General features: G+C 54.8%; 13 protein-coding genes and 1 tRNA gene. All 14 read right to left on the bottom strand.

What is annotated here, in order from left to right; all coding sequences use genetic code 11:
- On the bottom strand, positions 1–304 hold a 304-nt coding region (locus H8B20_RS27610; RefSeq protein WP_228732784.1), incomplete at its 3' end, for a GTP-binding protein.
- 31 nt (positions 305–335) lie between these two features.
- Positions 336–2,441: an elongation factor G gene (gene fusA / locus H8B20_RS27605; RefSeq protein WP_210625216.1), complete on the bottom strand. Its 2,106-nt coding sequence runs from the start codon at positions 2,439–2,441 to the stop codon at positions 336–338.
- A 30-nt stretch (positions 2,442–2,471) separates the two neighbouring features.
- Positions 2,472–2,945: a 30S ribosomal protein S7 gene (gene rpsG / locus H8B20_RS27600; protein ID WP_007916467.1), complete on the bottom strand. Its 474-nt coding sequence runs from the start codon at positions 2,943–2,945 to the stop codon at positions 2,472–2,474.
- Positions 2,946–3,052: 107 nt separating this feature from the next.
- A complete protein-coding gene (gene rpsL / locus H8B20_RS27595; protein WP_003186084.1) occupies positions 3,053–3,424 on the bottom strand; it encodes a 30S ribosomal protein S12 in 372 nt (123 codons plus the stop codon).
- Between the two features lie 216 nt (positions 3,425–3,640).
- Positions 3,641–7,840 carry a DNA-directed RNA polymerase subunit beta' gene (rpoC, locus tag H8B20_RS27590; RefSeq protein WP_042561345.1) on the bottom strand — a complete coding sequence of 1,400 codons (4,200 nt, stop codon included), beginning with the start codon at positions 7,838–7,840 and terminating at the stop codon, positions 3,641–3,643.
- A 64-nt stretch (positions 7,841–7,904) separates the two neighbouring features.
- Complete coding sequence (rpoB, locus tag H8B20_RS27585) at positions 7,905–11,978, bottom strand: DNA-directed RNA polymerase subunit beta (RefSeq protein ID WP_042561346.1); 4,074 nt, start codon at positions 11,976–11,978, stop codon at positions 7,905–7,907.
- A gap of 220 nt (positions 11,979–12,198) precedes the next feature.
- The gene (gene rplL, locus H8B20_RS27580; protein WP_042561347.1) at positions 12,199–12,564 is read right to left on the bottom strand and encodes a 50S ribosomal protein L7/L12; all 366 of its coding nucleotides are present in this window, start codon (positions 12,562–12,564) and stop codon (positions 12,199–12,201) included.
- A 78-nt stretch (positions 12,565–12,642) separates the two neighbouring features.
- Positions 12,643–13,143, bottom strand: a complete 501-nt coding sequence (gene rplJ, locus H8B20_RS27575) for a 50S ribosomal protein L10 (RefSeq protein WP_007916479.1) — start codon at positions 13,141–13,143, stop codon at positions 12,643–12,645.
- Positions 13,144–13,341: 198 nt separating this feature from the next.
- The gene (gene rplA, locus H8B20_RS27570; RefSeq protein ID WP_042561348.1) at positions 13,342–14,037 is read right to left on the bottom strand and encodes a 50S ribosomal protein L1; all 696 of its coding nucleotides are present in this window, start codon (positions 14,035–14,037) and stop codon (positions 13,342–13,344) included.
- The gene (gene rplK / locus H8B20_RS27565) at positions 14,037–14,468 is read right to left on the bottom strand and encodes a 50S ribosomal protein L11 (RefSeq protein ID WP_042561349.1); all 432 of its coding nucleotides are present in this window, start codon (positions 14,466–14,468) and stop codon (positions 14,037–14,039) included. The genes rplA and rplK overlap by 1 nt, the downstream gene beginning before the upstream one ends.
- Positions 14,469–14,585: 117 nt before the next feature.
- Complete coding sequence (nusG, locus tag H8B20_RS27560) at positions 14,586–15,119, bottom strand: transcription termination/antitermination protein NusG (protein ID WP_007916492.1); 534 nt, start codon at positions 15,117–15,119, stop codon at positions 14,586–14,588.
- Positions 15,120–15,128: 9 nt separating this feature from the next.
- Entirely contained in the window at positions 15,129–15,497 is a 369-nt protein-coding gene (gene secE / locus H8B20_RS27555; protein ID WP_042561350.1) for a preprotein translocase subunit SecE, read from the bottom strand.
- 45 nt (positions 15,498–15,542) lie between these two features.
- A tRNA-Trp gene (locus H8B20_RS27550) sits at positions 15,543–15,618 on the bottom strand.
- 53 nt (positions 15,619–15,671) lie between these two features.
- The coding region (locus H8B20_RS27545) for an EF-Tu C-terminal domain-related protein (protein ID WP_241866084.1) at positions 15,672–16,405 on the bottom strand (734 nt) is incomplete at its 5' end.

Below are 16,405 nucleotides of genomic sequence, written 5' to 3'. Positions count from 1 at the left end.
CGCCGTCCATCTGGGCAGCACCGGTGATCATGTTCTTCACATAGTCAGCGTGACCTGGGCAGTCAACGTGAGCGTAGTGACGGATCAGCGAGTTGTATTCAACGTGCGCGGTGTTGATGGTGATACCACGAGCTTTTTCTTCTGGTGCACTGTCGATCTTGTCGAAGTCAACGATTGCGGAACCGAAAACTTCGGAGCAAACGCGAGTCAGAGCAGCAGTCAGAGTGGTTTTACCGTGGTCAACGTGACCAATGGTGCCAACGTTGACGTGCGGTAGGGAACGATCAAATTTTTCTTTAGCCACGACAATTAACTCCTAGCCTAAAGGGGCTGAATCAGCCTTGTTTTTTGGTAACAGACTCGACGATGTGCGACGGGGCTGTATCGTATTTTTTGAATTCCATAGAGTAGCTTGCGCGACCCTGGGACATGGAACGAACGTCGGTCGCATAACCGAACATTTCACCCAGCGGAACTTCGGCACGAATTACTTTGCCGGAGACCGTGTCTTCCATACCCTGGATCATGCCGCGACGACGGTTAAGGTCGCCCATCACATCACCCATATAGTCTTCAGGCGTAACAACCTCTACAGCCATGATCGGCTCGAGCAACTCACCACCACCCTTCTGGGCCAGTTGCTTGGTCGCCATGGAAGCAGCCACTTTAAACGCCATCTCGTTGGAGTCGACGTCGTGGTAAGAACCATCGAACACGGTAGCCTTCAGGCCGATCAGCGGATAGCCGGCGACAACGCCGTTCTTCATCTGCTCTTCGATACCCTTCTGGATAGCCGGGATGTATTCCTTAGGAACCACACCACCTACTACTTCGTTCACGAATTGCAGACCTTCCTGACCTTCGTCAGCAGGAGCAAAACGAATCCAGCAGTGACCGAACTGGCCACGACCGCCGGACTGACGAACGAACTTGCCTTCGATTTCGCAGTTCTTCGTGATGCGCTCACGATAGGAAACCTGAGGCTTGCCGATGTTGGCTTCGACGTTGAACTCACGGCGCATCCGGTCAACCAGGATGTCCAGGTGCAGCTCGCCCATGCCGGAGATGATCGTTTGACCAGTCTCTTCATCAGTCTTGACGCGGAAAGAAGGGTCTTCCTGAGCAAGCTTGCCCAGAGCGATACCCATTTTTTCCTGGTCATCCTTGGTCTTAGGCTCTACGGCAACCGAAATAACCGGCTCCGGGAAGTCCATACGAACCAGGATGATTGGCTTGTCAGCGTTGCAGAGGGTTTCACCAGTGGTGACGTCCTTCATGCCGATCAGGGCCGCGATGTCACCAGCGCGTACTTCCTTGATCTCTTCACGGGCGTTTGCGTGCATTTGCACCATACGACCCACGCGCTCTTTCTTGCCTTTAACCGAGTTGATCACACCGTCGCCGGAGTTCAACACGCCCGAGTAAACGCGAACGAAGGTCAAAGTACCCACGAATGGGTCGGTAGCGATCTTGAACGCCAGAGCCGAGAACGGCTCCGCATCGTCTGCGTGACGCTCCAGCTCGATTTCCTCGTTATCCGGATCAGTACCCTTGATAGCAGGAATATCGGTTGGCGCAGGCAGGAAGTCGATAACGGCGTCGAGAACCAGGGGAACACCCTTGTTCTTGAAGGAAGAACCGCAAACGGCCAGAACGATTTCGCCGGCGATAGTACGCTGACGCAAAGCAGCTTTGATCTCTTCGATCGTCAGCTCTTCGCCTTCCAGGTACTTGTTCATCAGCTCTTCGCTGGCTTCGGCAGCAGCCTGAACCATGTTGTCGCGCCATTCGGCAGCCAATTCCTGCATATCTTCAGGAACAGGCTTACGAACAGGAACCATACCTTTATCAGCATCATTCCAGTACACAGCTTCCATGTTGATCAGATCAATCTGACCCTGGAAGTTGTCTTCCGAACCGATAGCCAACTGGATAGGCACCGGAGTGTGACCCAGACGCTTTTTGATCTGATCGATCACGCGCAGGAAGTTCGCACCAGCACGGTCCATCTTGTTCACGTAAACAAGACGTGGAACACCGTATTTGTTGGCCTGACGCCATACGGTTTCCGACTGAGGCTCAACACCCGAAGTACCGCAGAACACAACGACAGCGCCGTCGAGTACGCGCAGGGAACGTTCAACTTCAATGGTGAAGTCCACGTGGCCCGGGGTATCGATTACGTTGAAGCGATGCTCGTCTTTGTACTGCTTAGCAGAACCTTTCCAGAAGGCGGTAATGGCAGCAGAAGTAATGGTAATACCACGCTCCTGCTCCTGAACCATCCAGTCTGTGGTCGCGGCGCCGTCATGCACCTCGCCCATTTTGTGACTTTTGCCAGTGTAAAAAAGGACGCGCTCGGTGGTAGTGGTTTTACCAGCATCCACGTGAGCAACGATACCGATGTTACGGTAGCGACTAATCGGAGTAGTACGAGCCATAAAGCCCTCGCAAAATTAGTGAAGCTAAAATTAGAAGCGGTAGTGCGAGAAAGCTTTGTTGGCTTCTGCCATACGGTGCACGTCTTCACGCTTCTTAACAGCAGCACCTTTACCTTCAGCAGCATCCAGCAGCTCGCCAGCCAAACGCAGAGCCATAGACTTCTCGCCACGCTTGCGCGCGAAGTCTACCAACCAGCGCATTGCCAGAGCGTTACGACGGGAAGGACGAACCTCGACCGGAACCTGGTAAGTAGCACCACCAACGCGGCGCGACTTCACTTCGACCAGCGGAGCGATGGCGTCGAGTGCTTTTTCGAAGAGTTCCAGGGGATCGGTGCCAGCCTTACGGGTTGCAACGGTTTCCAGGGCACCATAAACGATACGCTCGGCAACGGCTTTCTTGCCGCTTTCCATAACGTGGTTCATGAATTTGGCGAGGATCTGGCTTCCGTATTTCGGATCGTCCAGAATCTCACGCTTTGCTGCTACGCGACGTCTTGGCATGATAAGCCCTCAAGCGGTCTTCAGGTTAGCTCGGGACAGATCCAAAGGATGCGTGCCCGACCTTACTCTTATCGACTCAATAAAATAAAAATCTGCAAAACGACCGATTACTTCGGACGCTTGGTACCGTACTTCGAACGACCCTGGTTACGACCTTTAACGCCGGAAGTATCCAAAGAACCGCGAACGGTGTGATAACGAACACCTGGCAAGTCTTTTACACGGCCGCCACGAATCAGTACGACGCTGTGCTCTTGCAGGTTGTGGCCTTCACCGCCGATGTACGAGGAAACCTCGAAACCGTTGGTCAGACGCACACGGCATACTTTACGCAGTGCCGAGTTAGGTTTTTTCGGCGTGGTGGTATACACACGGGTGCATACGCCACGACGTTGCGGGCAGTTCTGCAGCGCAGGCACGTCGGATTTCTCGACGATACGCTTACGCGGCTGACGTACCAGCTGGTTGATAGTTGCCATCTACTAGCTCCACTGTTGTCTTGCGACGCTATTGTCTTGCAAGAAAAGCAAAATGGCAGGAACGAATTCCCGCCAAATTTAGGGGTACAAGAGTCTAAAGAGGATCTTGTCCCCAGTCAAGGCAAGGCCCCGACCTCCCCATTCATCGAACCTCGACAAATTGTCTCGATTCGACGAACGGTGCGATCAGGGCCTTACGCTCATATATCGCAGAACTCAGTTACCGCTCGAGTTCAGCGCTTCGGTCAGTGCAGCTTCCACTTCACTGGCGCTTACGCGCAACGGCTTGTCTGCTTCACGACGACGCTTGCGCTCGCTGTGATATGCCAGACCGGTACCGGCCGGGATCAGACGACCCACGACTACGTTTTCTTTCAGGCCGCGCAGGTAATCGCGCTTGCCGGTGACGGCCGCTTCGGTCAGTACGCGGGTGGTTTCCTGGAAGGAAGCCGCCGAGATGAACGATTCGGTCGACAACGACGCCTTGGTGATACCCAGCAGAACGCGAGTGAACTTGGAGACAAATTTGTCTTCCGCGCCCAGACGCTCGTTCTCTACCAGTACGTGAGTCAATTCCATCTGGTCGCCCTTGATGAAAGTGGAATCGCCGGATTCAGCGATTTCAACCTTACGCAGCATCTGACGCAGAATGGTCTCGATGTGCTTGTCGTTGATCTTCACGCCTTGCAGACGGTAAACGTCCTGGATCTCGTTAACAATGTACTTGGCCAGCGCGCTCACACCCAGCAAACGCAGGATGTCGTGCGGATCGCTAGGACCGTCGGAGATAACTTCGCCGCGGTTTACCTGTTCGCCTTCAAACACGTTCAGGTGACGCCACTTCGGAATCAGCTCTTCGTACGGATCAGTACCATCGTTCGGGGTAATAACCAGACGACGCTTGCCTTTGGTCTCTTTACCGAACGCGATGGTGCCGCTGACTTCAGCCAGAATCGACGCTTCTTTCGGACGACGAGCTTCGAACAAGTCGGCAACACGCGGCAGACCACCGGTGATGTCACGAGTTTTCGAAGTTTCTTGCGGGATACGAGCGATAACATCACCGATCGCAATCTTCGCACCATCCGCAACACCGACCAGGGCGTTGGCTGGCAGGAAGTACTGAGCGATAACGTCAGTGCCTGGCAGCAACAGATCCTTGCCGTTGTCGTCGACCATCTTCACTGCTGGGCGAATTTCTTTGCCGGCAGCTGGACGATCTTTCGCGTCGAGTACTTCAATGTTGGTCATACCGGTCAATTCGTCAGTCTGACGCTTGATCGTGATGCCTTCTTCCATGCCCACGTAGGTCACGGTACCTTTCATTTCGGTAACGATTGGGTGAGTGTGCGGATCCCACTTGGCCACGATTGCGCCAGCGTCGACCTTGTCACCCTCTTTAACCGAAATCACAGCACCGTATGGCAGCTTGTAACGCTCACGCTCACGACCGAAGTCATCAGCGATTGCCAGCTCACCAGAACGGGACACAGCAACCAAGTGACCATCCACTCGCTCAACGTGCTTCAGGTTGTGCAGACGGACGGTACCGCCATTCTTCACCTGAACGCTGTCGGCTGCGGAAGTACGGCTTGCCGCACCACCGATGTGGAACGTACGCATCGTCAGCTGGGTACCCGGCTCACCGATGGACTGGGCAGCGATTACGCCGACCGCTTCACCAATGTTCACCTGGTGACCACGAGCCAGATCACGGCCGTAGCACTTGGCACAAATGCCATAGCGGGTTTCGCAGCTGATCGGCGAACGCACGATCACTTCGTCGATGCTGTTCAGCTCGATGAACTCGACCCACTTCTCGTCTACCAGAGTGCCGGCAGGAACGATAACGTCCTCGGTACCTGGCTTGAATACGTCACGGGCAATAACACGACCCAATACGCGCTCACCCAACGGCTCTACAACGTCACCGCCTTCAATGTGCGGAGTCATCAACAGACCGTGTTCGGTGCCGCAATCGATCTCGGTTACAACCAGATCCTGCGCCACGTCTACCAGACGACGAGTCAGGTAACCGGAGTTCGCAGTTTTCAACGCGGTATCCGCCAGACCTTTACGAGCACCGTGAGTGGAGATGAAGTACTGAAGTACGCTCAAACCTTCACGGAAGTTCGCAGTAATCGGCGTTTCAATGATGGAACCGTCCGGCTTGGCCATCAGACCACGCATACCGGCCAGCTGACGAATCTGTGCTGCGGAACCCCGCGCACCCGAGTCAGCCATCATGTACATCGAGTTGAACGATTCCTGGTCGACTTCGACGCCATGACGGTCGATGACTTTCTCTTTCGAGAGGTTGGCCATCATCGCCTTGGAGACTTCGTCGTTCGCTTTCGACCAAAGGTCGATCACTTTGTTGTACTTCTCGCCCTGGGTTACCAGGCCGGAGGCGTACTGGCTCTCGATCTCCTTCACTTCGTCGGTGGCAGCACCGATGATGCGGGCTTTTTCATCCGGGATAACGAAGTCGTTAACACCGATGGAAACGCCGGAGATGGTCGAGTAAGCGAAACCGGTGTACATCAACTGGTCAGCGAAGATCACGGTCTCTTTCAAACCAACCACGCGGTAGCACTGGTTGATCAGCTTGGAGATCGCCTTTTTCTTCATCGGCAAGTTGACGACGTCGTAAGACAACCCTTTCGGCACAACCTGGAACAGCAGCGCACGGCCGACGGTAGTGTCGACGATACGGGTACCGCTCACGCTGTTGCCGTCACGGTCGTTGACGGTTTCGTTGATACGTACTTTAACCTTGGCGTGCAGTGCGGCTTCGCCAGCACGGAACACACGGTCAACTTCCTGCAGATCCGCAAACACACGACCTTCGCCCTTGGCGTTGATCGCTTCGCGAGTCATGTAGTACAGACCCAATACAACGTCCTGCGACGGAACGATGATTGGCTCACCGTTGGCTGGCGACAGAATGTTGTTGGTCGACATCATCAACGCACGCGCTTCCAACTGAGCTTCCAGTGTCAGCGGTACGTGCACGGCCATTTGGTCGCCGTCGAAGTCGGCGTTGTACGCGGCGCAGACCAGAGGGTGCAGCTGAATAGCCTTACCTTCGATCAGTACCGGTTCAAACGCCTGGATACCCAGACGGTGAAGGGTCGGTGCACGGTTGAGGAGAACCGGGTGTTCACGGATCACTTCAGCGAGAACGTCCCAAACCTCTGGCAGTTCGCGCTCGACCATTTTCTTGGCCGCTTTGATGGTGGTCGCGAGACCGCGCATTTCAAGCTTGCCAAAAATGAACGGCTTGAACAGCTCGAGAGCCATCTTCTTCGGCAGACCGCACTGGTGCAGACGCAGGGTCGGGCCAACGGTAATTACCGAACGACCAGAGTAGTCAACACGCTTACCGAGCAAGTTCTGACGGAAACGACCTTGCTTACCCTTGATCATGTCAGCCAGGGATTTCAGAGGACGCTTGTTGGAGCCGGTGATAGCGCGGCCACGACGACCGTTGTCGAGCAATGCATCGACAGCTTCCTGCAACATACGCTTTTCGTTGCGCACGATGATGTCCGGAGCGGACAGATCGAGCAGACGCTTCAAGCGGTTGTTACGGTTGATCACTCGACGATACAGATCGTTGAGGTCGGAAGTCGCGAAACGACCACCATCCAGCGGGACCAGTGGACGCAGATCTGGCGGCAGAACCGGCAGAACGGTCAGCACCATCCACTCTGGAAGGTTGCCGGAACCCTGGAAGGCTTCCATCAACTTCAGACGCTTGGACAGCTTCTTGATCTTGGTTTCGGAGTTGGTTTGCGGAATTTCTTCACGCAGACGGCCAATCTCGTGTTCCAGGTCGATAGCGTGCAGCAGTTCGCGGACAGCCTCGGCACCCATGCGGGCGTCGAAATCGTCACCGAACTCTTCCAGCGCTTCGAAGTACTGCTCGTCGTTCAGCAACTGACCTTTTTCAAGGGTAGTCATGCCCGGGTCGATAACGACATAGCTCTCGAAGTAGAGAACACGTTCGATATCACGCAGGGTCATGTCCATCAGCAAACCGATACGCGACGGCAGCGATTTCAGGAACCAGATGTGGGCAACCGGCGAAGCCAGTTCGATGTGCGCCATGCGCTCACGACGAACCTTGGCCAGTGCAACTTCAACGCCGCACTTCTCGCAGATCACACCACGGTGCTTCAAGCGCTTGTACTTACCGCACAGGCACTCGTAATCCTTTACCGGGCCAAAGATCTTGGCGCAGAACAGACCGTCACGCTCAGGTTTGAACGTACGGTAGTTGATGGTTTCCGGCTTTTTAACTTCGCCGAACGACCATGAGCGGATCATCTCAGGCGAGGCCAATCCAATACGGATGGCGTCGAACTCTTCGACTTGACCCTGGTTTTTCAGCAAATTCAGTAGGTCTTTCAAGGCCTTTCCTCCTGGCGGAGCAGAGAGCGGGCAATCCTGCCCCGCTCTCGATTCGCGTCACGTGTTATTCGGTTTCCAGATCGATATCGATGCCGAGGGAACGAATTTCCTTGATCAACACGTTGAAGGACTCGGGCATGCCCGGCTCCATACGGTGATCGCCATCCACGATGTTTTTGTACATCTTGGTACGGCCGTTCACATCGTCCGACTTCACTGTGAGCATTTCTTGCAGAGTGTAAGCGGCACCGTAAGCTTCCAGTGCCCAGACCTCCATCTCCCCGAAACGCTGACCACCGAACTGCGCCTTACCACCCAGCGGCTGCTGGGTAACCAGGCTGTACGAACCGGTAGAACGAGCGTGCATCTTGTCGTCTACCAAGTGGTTCAGCTTCAGCATGTACATGTAGCCAACGGTAACTGGACGCTCGAACTTGTTGCCGGTACGGCCGTCAGTCAGCTGCATCTGGCCGCTTTCCGGCAGGTCTGCCAGTTTCAGCATGGCCTTGATTTCGCTTTCCTTGGCGCCGTCGAACACTGGGGTGGCCATTGGAACACCGCCACGCAGGTTCTTCGCCAGATCCAGGATTTCCTGATCGGAGAAGCTGTCCAGATCTTCGTTACGACCGCCGATCTGGTTGTAGATCTCATCCAGGAAAGTACGCAGTTCTGCGACTTTACGCTGCTCTTCGATCATACGGTTGATCTTCTCGCCCAGACCTTTGGCCGCGAGGCCCAGATGGGTTTCGAGGATCTGACCAACGTTCATACGCGAAGGTACGCCCAGTGGGTTGAGGACGACGTCGACCGGGGTGCCATTGGCATCGTGCGGCATGTCTTCAACCGGCATGATCACGGAGACCACACCTTTGTTACCGTGACGACCGGCCATCTTGTCGCCCGGCTGGATGCGACGACGGATTGCCAGGTAAACCTTGACGATTTTCAGCACGCCTGGAGCCAGGTCATCGCCCTGCTGCAGTTTGCGCTTCTTGTCTTCGAACTTGTCGTCCAGCAGACGGCGACGATCAACGATGTAGGCCTGAGCCTTCTCGAGCTGCTCGTTCAGAGCATCTTCAGCCATGCGCAGTTTGAACCACTGACCATGCTCAAGACCGTCGAGAACTTCGTCGGTGATGTCCTGGCCTTTCTTCAGACCTGCGCCGCCTTCAGCCTTGTGGCCTACCAGAGCGGAACGCAGACGTTCGAAAGTCGCGCCTTCAACGATACGGAACTCTTCGTTCAGATCCTTGCGGATCTCGTCCAGCTGGGTCTTCTCGATCGACAGAGCACGAGCATCACGCTCAACGCCGTCACGGGTGAAGACCTGTACGTCGATAACAGTACCTTTGGTACCGGTAGGTACACGCAGGGAGGTGTCTTTAACGTCGCTGGCTTTCTCACCGAAGATTGCACGCAGCAGTTTTTCTTCCGGAGTCAGTTGGGTCTCGCCTTTCGGAGTGACCTTACCTACCAGAATGTCGCCTGCGCCAACTTCAGCACCTACGTAAACGATACCGGCTTCGTCCAGTTTGTTCAGTGCAGCTTCACCCACGTTAGGGATGTCCGCAGTGATTTCTTCTGGCCCAAGCTTGGTGTCACGCGCCACACAGGTCAGTTCCTGAATGTGGATCGTGGTGAAGCGATCTTCTTGAACAACTCGTTCCGACAGACAGATGGAGTCTTCGAAGTTGTAACCGTTCCAGGCCATGAACGCGATGCGCATGTTCTGACCCAGTGCCAGCTCACCCATATCGGTGGACGGACCATCAGCCATGATGTCGCTACGCTGAACCCGATCACCTTTACGCACCAGCGGACGCTGGTTGATGCAGGTGTTCTGGTTGGAGCGGGTGTACTTGGTCAGGTTGTAGATGTCGACACCAGCCTCGCCGGTTTCAACTTCGTCATCAGCAACACGAACCACAATACGGCTGGCATCAACGGAGTCGATCACGCCGCCACGGCGAGCCACGACGCAAACGCCGGAGTCACGAGCTACGTTACGCTCCATGCCGGTACCTACCAGCGGCTTGTCAGCGCGCAGAGTTGGTACAGCCTGACGCTGCATGTTCGAACCCATCAACGCACGGTTGGCGTCATCGTGCTCGAGGAACGGGATCAGCGACGCTGCAACCGAAACTACCTGCTTCGGCGACACGTCCATCAAGGTGACTTCTTCAGGCGCCTTGACGGTGAATTCGTTCAAGTGACGAACAGCTACCAGCTCGTCGATCAGCATTTTCTTGTCGTTCATCGCGGCCGAAGCCTGAGCGATCACGTGATCAGCTTCTTCGATGGCGGACAGGAACACGATCTCGTCGGTAACCAATGCGTCTTTCACCACGCGGTACGGGCTTTCCAGGAAGCCGTACTGGTTGGTGCGCGCATAGGCGGCCAAGGAGTTGATCAGACCAATGTTCGGACCTTCCGGCGTTTCGATCGGGCAAACACGACCGTAGTGCGTCGGGTGTACGTCACGAACCTCGAAGCCTGCGCGCTCACGAGTCAGACCGCCAGGGCCGAGTGCAGACACACGACGCTTGTGGGTGATCTCGGACAGCGGGTTGTTCTGGTCCATGAACTGAGACAGCTGGCTGGAACCGAAGAACTCTTTCACCGCCGCAGCCACTGGCTTGGCGTTGATCAGGTCTTGCGGCATCAGGCCTTCGCTTTCAGCCATCGACAGACGCTCTTTGACCGCACGCTCAACACGTACCAGGCCAACGCGGAACTGGTTCTCGGCCATTTCGCCTACGCAGCGAACACGACGGTTACCCAGGTGGTCGATGTCATCGACGATGCCTTTACCGTTACGGATGTCGACCAGAGTCTTCAGTACCGCGACGATGTCTTCCTTGCACAACACGCCCGAACCTTCGATTTCGGTACGACCGATACGACGGTTGAACTTCATCCGGCCGACCGCAGACAGGTCATAACGCTCAGGGCTGAAGAACAGATTGTTGAACAGGGTTTCGGCTGCGTCTTTGGTTGGCGGCTCGCCTGGACGCATCATGCGATAGATCTCGACCAGCGCTTCCAATTGGTTGCTGGTGGAGTCGATCTTCAGCGTGTCAGAAACGAACGGACCGCAGTCGATGTCGTTGGTGTACAGGGTCTCGATGCGAACAACCTGAGCCTTGGCGATTTTGCCGAGGATCTCAACGTTCAGCTCGGTGTTGCACTCAGCCAGGATTTCGCCGGTGGCTGGATGCACGATAACCTTGGCGGTGGTGCGACCGAGGACGTAGTCCAGAGGCACTTCCAGCGTCTTGATACCGGCTTTTTCGATCTGGTTGATGTGGCGCGCAGTAATACGACGGCCCGCTTCAACGATGACCTTGCCTTTTTCATCCTGGATATCCAGAACGGCAATTTCACCACGCAGACGCGACGCAATCAGTTCCAGGCTGAGGGTTTCGCCGCTCAGGTGGAATACGTTGGTGGTGTAGAACGCGTCCAGTACTTCTTCGGTGGTATAACCGAGCGCGCGCAGCAGTACCGATGCCGGCAGCTTGCGACGACGGTCGATACGCACGAATACGCAGTCTTTCGGGTCGAACTCGAAGTCCAACCACGAACCGCGGTAAGGAATGATACGCGCGGAGTACAGCAGTTTGCCGGAGCTATGCGTCTTGCCGCGGTCGTGGTCGAAGAACACGCCCGGGGAACGGTGCAGCTGGGAAACGATTACACGCTCGGTACCGTTGATTACGAAGGTACCGTTCTCAGTCATCAGGGGAATTTCACCCATGTAGACTTCTTGCTCTTTGATGTCCTTGATCGCTTTGTTCGACGATTCTTTGTCGAAAATGATCAGGCGCACTTTTACCCGCAAAGGTACGGCGAAAGTTACACCGCGCAATACGCATTCTTTGACATCAAATGCCGGTTCGCCCAGGCGATAACCGACGTACTCCAGCGCAGCATTGCCGGAGTAGCTGATGATCGGGAAAACGGATTTGAAGGCCGCATGCAGGCCCACGTCGCGGAACTGATCTTTAGTCGCTCCCGCTTGCAAGAATTCACGATACGAATCCAGCTGGATGGCCAGGAGGTAAGGCACATCCATGACGTCCGGCAACTTGCTAAAGTCCTTGCGGATACGTTTTTTCTCAGTATATGAGTAAGCCATCAGCGTTCCCCAGCTTGGTCACCTGCTTGTTTGGCCCCTCCCGACGGGAGCAGCCAGAAAATCGTGCAAACCCCATGGTTTGCTCCACCACATCGGGTGGTTACAGCTCGTTATCAGCACCGACCCAGTCGGCTGCCAATAACGGAAAAAGGCCGGTGGCAAGAGCCACCAGCCATCAGCCTGTCGCTTGACGCTCGGGCTGGAGGAGCAAAGTCGATGCTTATTTCAGCTCGACTTTAGCACCTGCTTCTTCCAGCTTCTTCTTGGCGTCTTCAGCAGCTTCTTTCGAAACGCCTTCCAGAACAACCTGAGGAGCGCCGTCTACTTTCTCTTTGGCTTCTTTCAGGCCAAGACCGGTCAGCTCGCGAACTGCTTTAATGGCGTTTACTTTCTTCTCGCCAGCTTCCAGCAGAACAACGTTGAACTCGGTTTGCTCTTCAACAACAGCGGCAGCAGCAGCTGGACCAGCAGAAGCAGCGGCAGCGGATACGCCGAACTTCTCTTCCATTGCCTTGATCAGCTCAACGATTTCCAGAACCGATTTTTCGCCGATTGCGTCGATGATTTGTTCGTTAGTCAGAGACATGACTTATTTCCTGAATTGGGGGACAGCCTGCAGGCCATCGAAATAAACAAAAATACGCGAGAGTTGAAGCGCTGAGCCTTAAGCTGCAGCAGCTTCTTTCTGGTCGCGAAGTGCCGCCAGAGTACGAGCCAATTTGCTGGTAGCGCCTTGAATCACGCTCATCAGCTGAGAAATTGCTTCGTCACGGGTCGGCAGGCTTGCCAGCACGTCGATCTGATTAGCTGCGAGGAACTTGCCCTCGAACGCAGCTGCCTTGATCTCGAACTTATCCTGACCTTTGGCAAATTCCTTGAACAAACGGGCAGCAGCGCCAGGATGTTCGTTGGAGAATGCAATCAAGGTCGGGCCGGTGAACACGTCGTTGAGAACACTGTATTCAGTGTCAGCAACAGCGCGCTTGAGCAAGGTGTTACGTACAACACGTACGTAAACGCCAGCTTCACGAGCCTCTTTACGGAGTCCGGTCATTGCGCCTACTGTTACGCCACGTGCATCAACCACGACAGCGGACAGAGCGACTTTGGCAGCCTCGTTGACTTCAGCGACGATGGCCTTCTTGTCTTCGAGATTAATTGCCACGGGTTTAACTCCTGCTTGTTACCGTTTCATTCGATCGAAACCGAATGTCGTTTTGGTGTCTGATTCGGTAAGGAACCGGGAGCACCATCTGCGTAGGCTTATGGTTTAAGACTTGCGTCGCCTACGGTCTTGGATAGCCCCCGCCAGGCAGGGACCCCAATCTTTCAACTGGCGCAAATAACCGCGCCAATTTTTGTCTTACGCGTCCAGCGAGCTCTGATCAATGATCAGACCTGGGCCCATAGTGGTGCTCAGGGTAACGCGCTTGACGTAGATACCTTTCGAAGAAGCTGGCTTGATACGCTTCAGATCAGCGATCAGGGCTTCAACGTTTTCCTTCAGCTTGACGGCGTCGAAGCCCATCTTGCCAACGGAAGTGTGAATGATGCCGTTTTTGTCAGTGCGATAACGAACCTGACCAGCTTTTGCGTTCTTAACCGCAGTAGCTACGTCTGGAGTTACAGTACCAACCTTAGGGTTAGGCATCAGACCACGTGGACCAAGGATCTGACCCAACTGACCTACAACGCGCATGGCATCCGGGGATGCGATCACTACGTCATAGTTCAGATCGCCGCCTTTCATTTCGGCAGCCAGGTCATCCATACCTACACGGTCAGCGCCGGCAGCCAGAGCAGCCTCAGCAGCAGGCCCCTGGGTGAACACAGCAACGCGAACGGTCTTGCCAGTGCCGTGTGGCAGCACAGTAGCGCTACGAACAACCTGGTCAGATTTACGCGGGTCTACACCCAGGTTTACAGCAACGTCGAACGACTCGCTGAACTTGACAGTCGACAGCTCAGCCAGCAAAGCAGCGGCGTCTACAATGTTGTAGGCCTTGCCTGCTTCGATTTTGCCGGCGATAGCCTTTTGACGCTTGGTCAGCTTAGCCATTACACACCCTCCACGTTAAGGCCCATGCTACGAGCAGAACCGGCGATAGTACGCACGGCTGCATCCATATCAGCTGCAGTCAGATCCGCGTTTTTGGTTTTCGCGATTTCTTCCAGCTGAGCACGGGTAACAGTGCCAACCTTAACGGTGTTCGGACGAGCGGAACCGCTAGTCAGACCGGCCGCCTTCTTCAGCAAAACCGAAGCAGGGGTGGATTTTGTTTCGAAAGTAAAGCTACGGTCGCTGTAGACAGTGATGATCACTGGAGTCGGCAGACCTGCCTCAATACCCTGAGTACGGGCGTTGAAAGCCTTGCAGAATTCCATGATGTTCACGCCGTGCTGACCCAGAGCAGGACCAACAGGTGGGCTTGGGTTAGCCTGAGCGGCCTTCACTTGCAGCTTGATGTAAGCGGTAATTTTCTTGGCCATGAGGCACTCCAATTACGGGTTCAAACGCCTCGAAAGGCTCCCCGGTTACTTGCGCGTATATCCCAGTGACGACAAAACCCCACAGCCTAAGGCTGCGGGGTTGGGATGCTTGCTCAGCTAGACCTTTTCGACCTGACTGAACTCTAACTCTACCGGAGTAGAGCGACCGAAAATGAGCACCGCCACTTGGATCCGGCTCTTTTCGTAGTTAACTTCTTCAACAACACCATTGAAGTCAGCAAATGGCCCGTCGTTGACTCGTACTGTCTCACCTGGCTCGAAGAGAGTCTTCGGCTTAGGCTTGTCGCTACCATCAGCAACACGACGCAGAATTGCTTCCGCCTCTTTATCAGTAATCGGCGCAGGCTTATCAGCAGTACCGCCGATGAAACCCATCACCCGAGGAGTATCCTTGACCAAGTGCCAAGTACCCTCGTTCATGTCCATCTGCACCAGCACATAGCCTGGAAAGAATTTACGCTCGCTTTTGCGCTTCTGGCCATTACGCATTTCAACCACTTCTTCAGTGGGAACCAGAATTTCGCCGAAGCCATCTTCCATGCCAGCCAGCTTTACTCGCTCAACGAGCGAGCGCATTACATGCTTCTCGTAACCCGAGTAAGCATGCACAACGTACCAACGCTTAGCCACGGGACACCCTTAGCCGACAATCAAGGAAACAAGCCAGCCGAGCAGGGAATCAAGCCCCCACAACAGCAACGCCATAACCAGAACAACAGCCACCACAATTAGGGTGGTCTGCGTGGTTTCTTGGCGAGTTGGCCACACGACTTTACGAATCTCGGTACGAGCTTCCTTAACCAGTACAAAGAAAGACTTGCCCTTCGCCGTCTGCAGGCCTACAAAGGCAGCTACAGCAGCAATGACAAGCAAAGCCAGTACACGGTACAGGATCGGCGAAGCAGCGTAATACTGATTGCCAACAACGCCTACAACTACCAAAGCGACTACTACAAGCCACTTGAGCAGATCGAAGCGAGAGCTTTGTGCTTCAGCCTTAGGAGTCATCTATGAAGATCCTGTGAAAAGAAAGCCAGACACACCGAGTGAATCTGGCAGGTCAGGAGGGAATCGAACCCCCAACCTACGGTTTTGGAGACCGTCGCTCTGCCAATTGAGCTACTGACCTAAAACAAAATCAGGCCGACCATTATGCCGGCCCGAAAAATACATTACAACCGCTTATTCGATGATTTTAGCTACGACACCAGCACCGACGGTACGACCGCCTTCACGGATGGCGAAACGCAAACCGTCTTCCATTGCGATGGTCTTGATCAGGGTGACAACCATTTTGATGTTGTCGCCCGGCATTACCATTTCAACGCCTTCCGGCAGTTCGCAGTTACCGGTCACGTCAGTGGTCCGGAAGTAGAACTGTGGACGGTAGCCTTTGAAGAACGGAGTGTGACGACCGCCTTCCTCTTTGCTCAGAACGTAAACTTCTGCTTCAAACTTGGTGTGCGGTTTAACCGAACCTGGCTTAACCAGAACTTGGCCACGCTCTACGTCGTCACGCTTGGTGCCGCGCAGCAACACGCCGCAGTTTTCGCCAGCACGACCTTCGTCGAGCAACTTACGGAACATTTCAACACCGGTGCAGGTGGTGACAGTAGTGTCACGCAGACCAACGATTTCCAGTGGATCCTGAACGCGAACGATACCGCGCTCGATACGGCCAGTCACAACAGTACCGCGACCCGAGATCGAGAATACGTCTTCGATTGGCATCAGGAACGGCTTGTCGACTACGCGAACCGGATCCGGAATGTAGGTATCCAGAGTCTCAACCAGCTTACGAACGGCAGTGGTGCCCATTTCGTTGTCGTCTTTGCCTTCCAGAGCCATACGAGCCGAACCGATGATGATCGGAGTGTCGTCGCCTGGGAAGTCATAGGTGGACAGCAGGTCGCGAA

This window comes from Pseudomonas sp. P42 (genome assembly GCF_017973755.1).
GTDB lineage: Bacteria > Pseudomonadota > Gammaproteobacteria > Pseudomonadales > Pseudomonadaceae > Aquipseudomonas > Aquipseudomonas iridis.
This window is presented reverse-complemented; position numbering and strand designations above follow the sequence as displayed.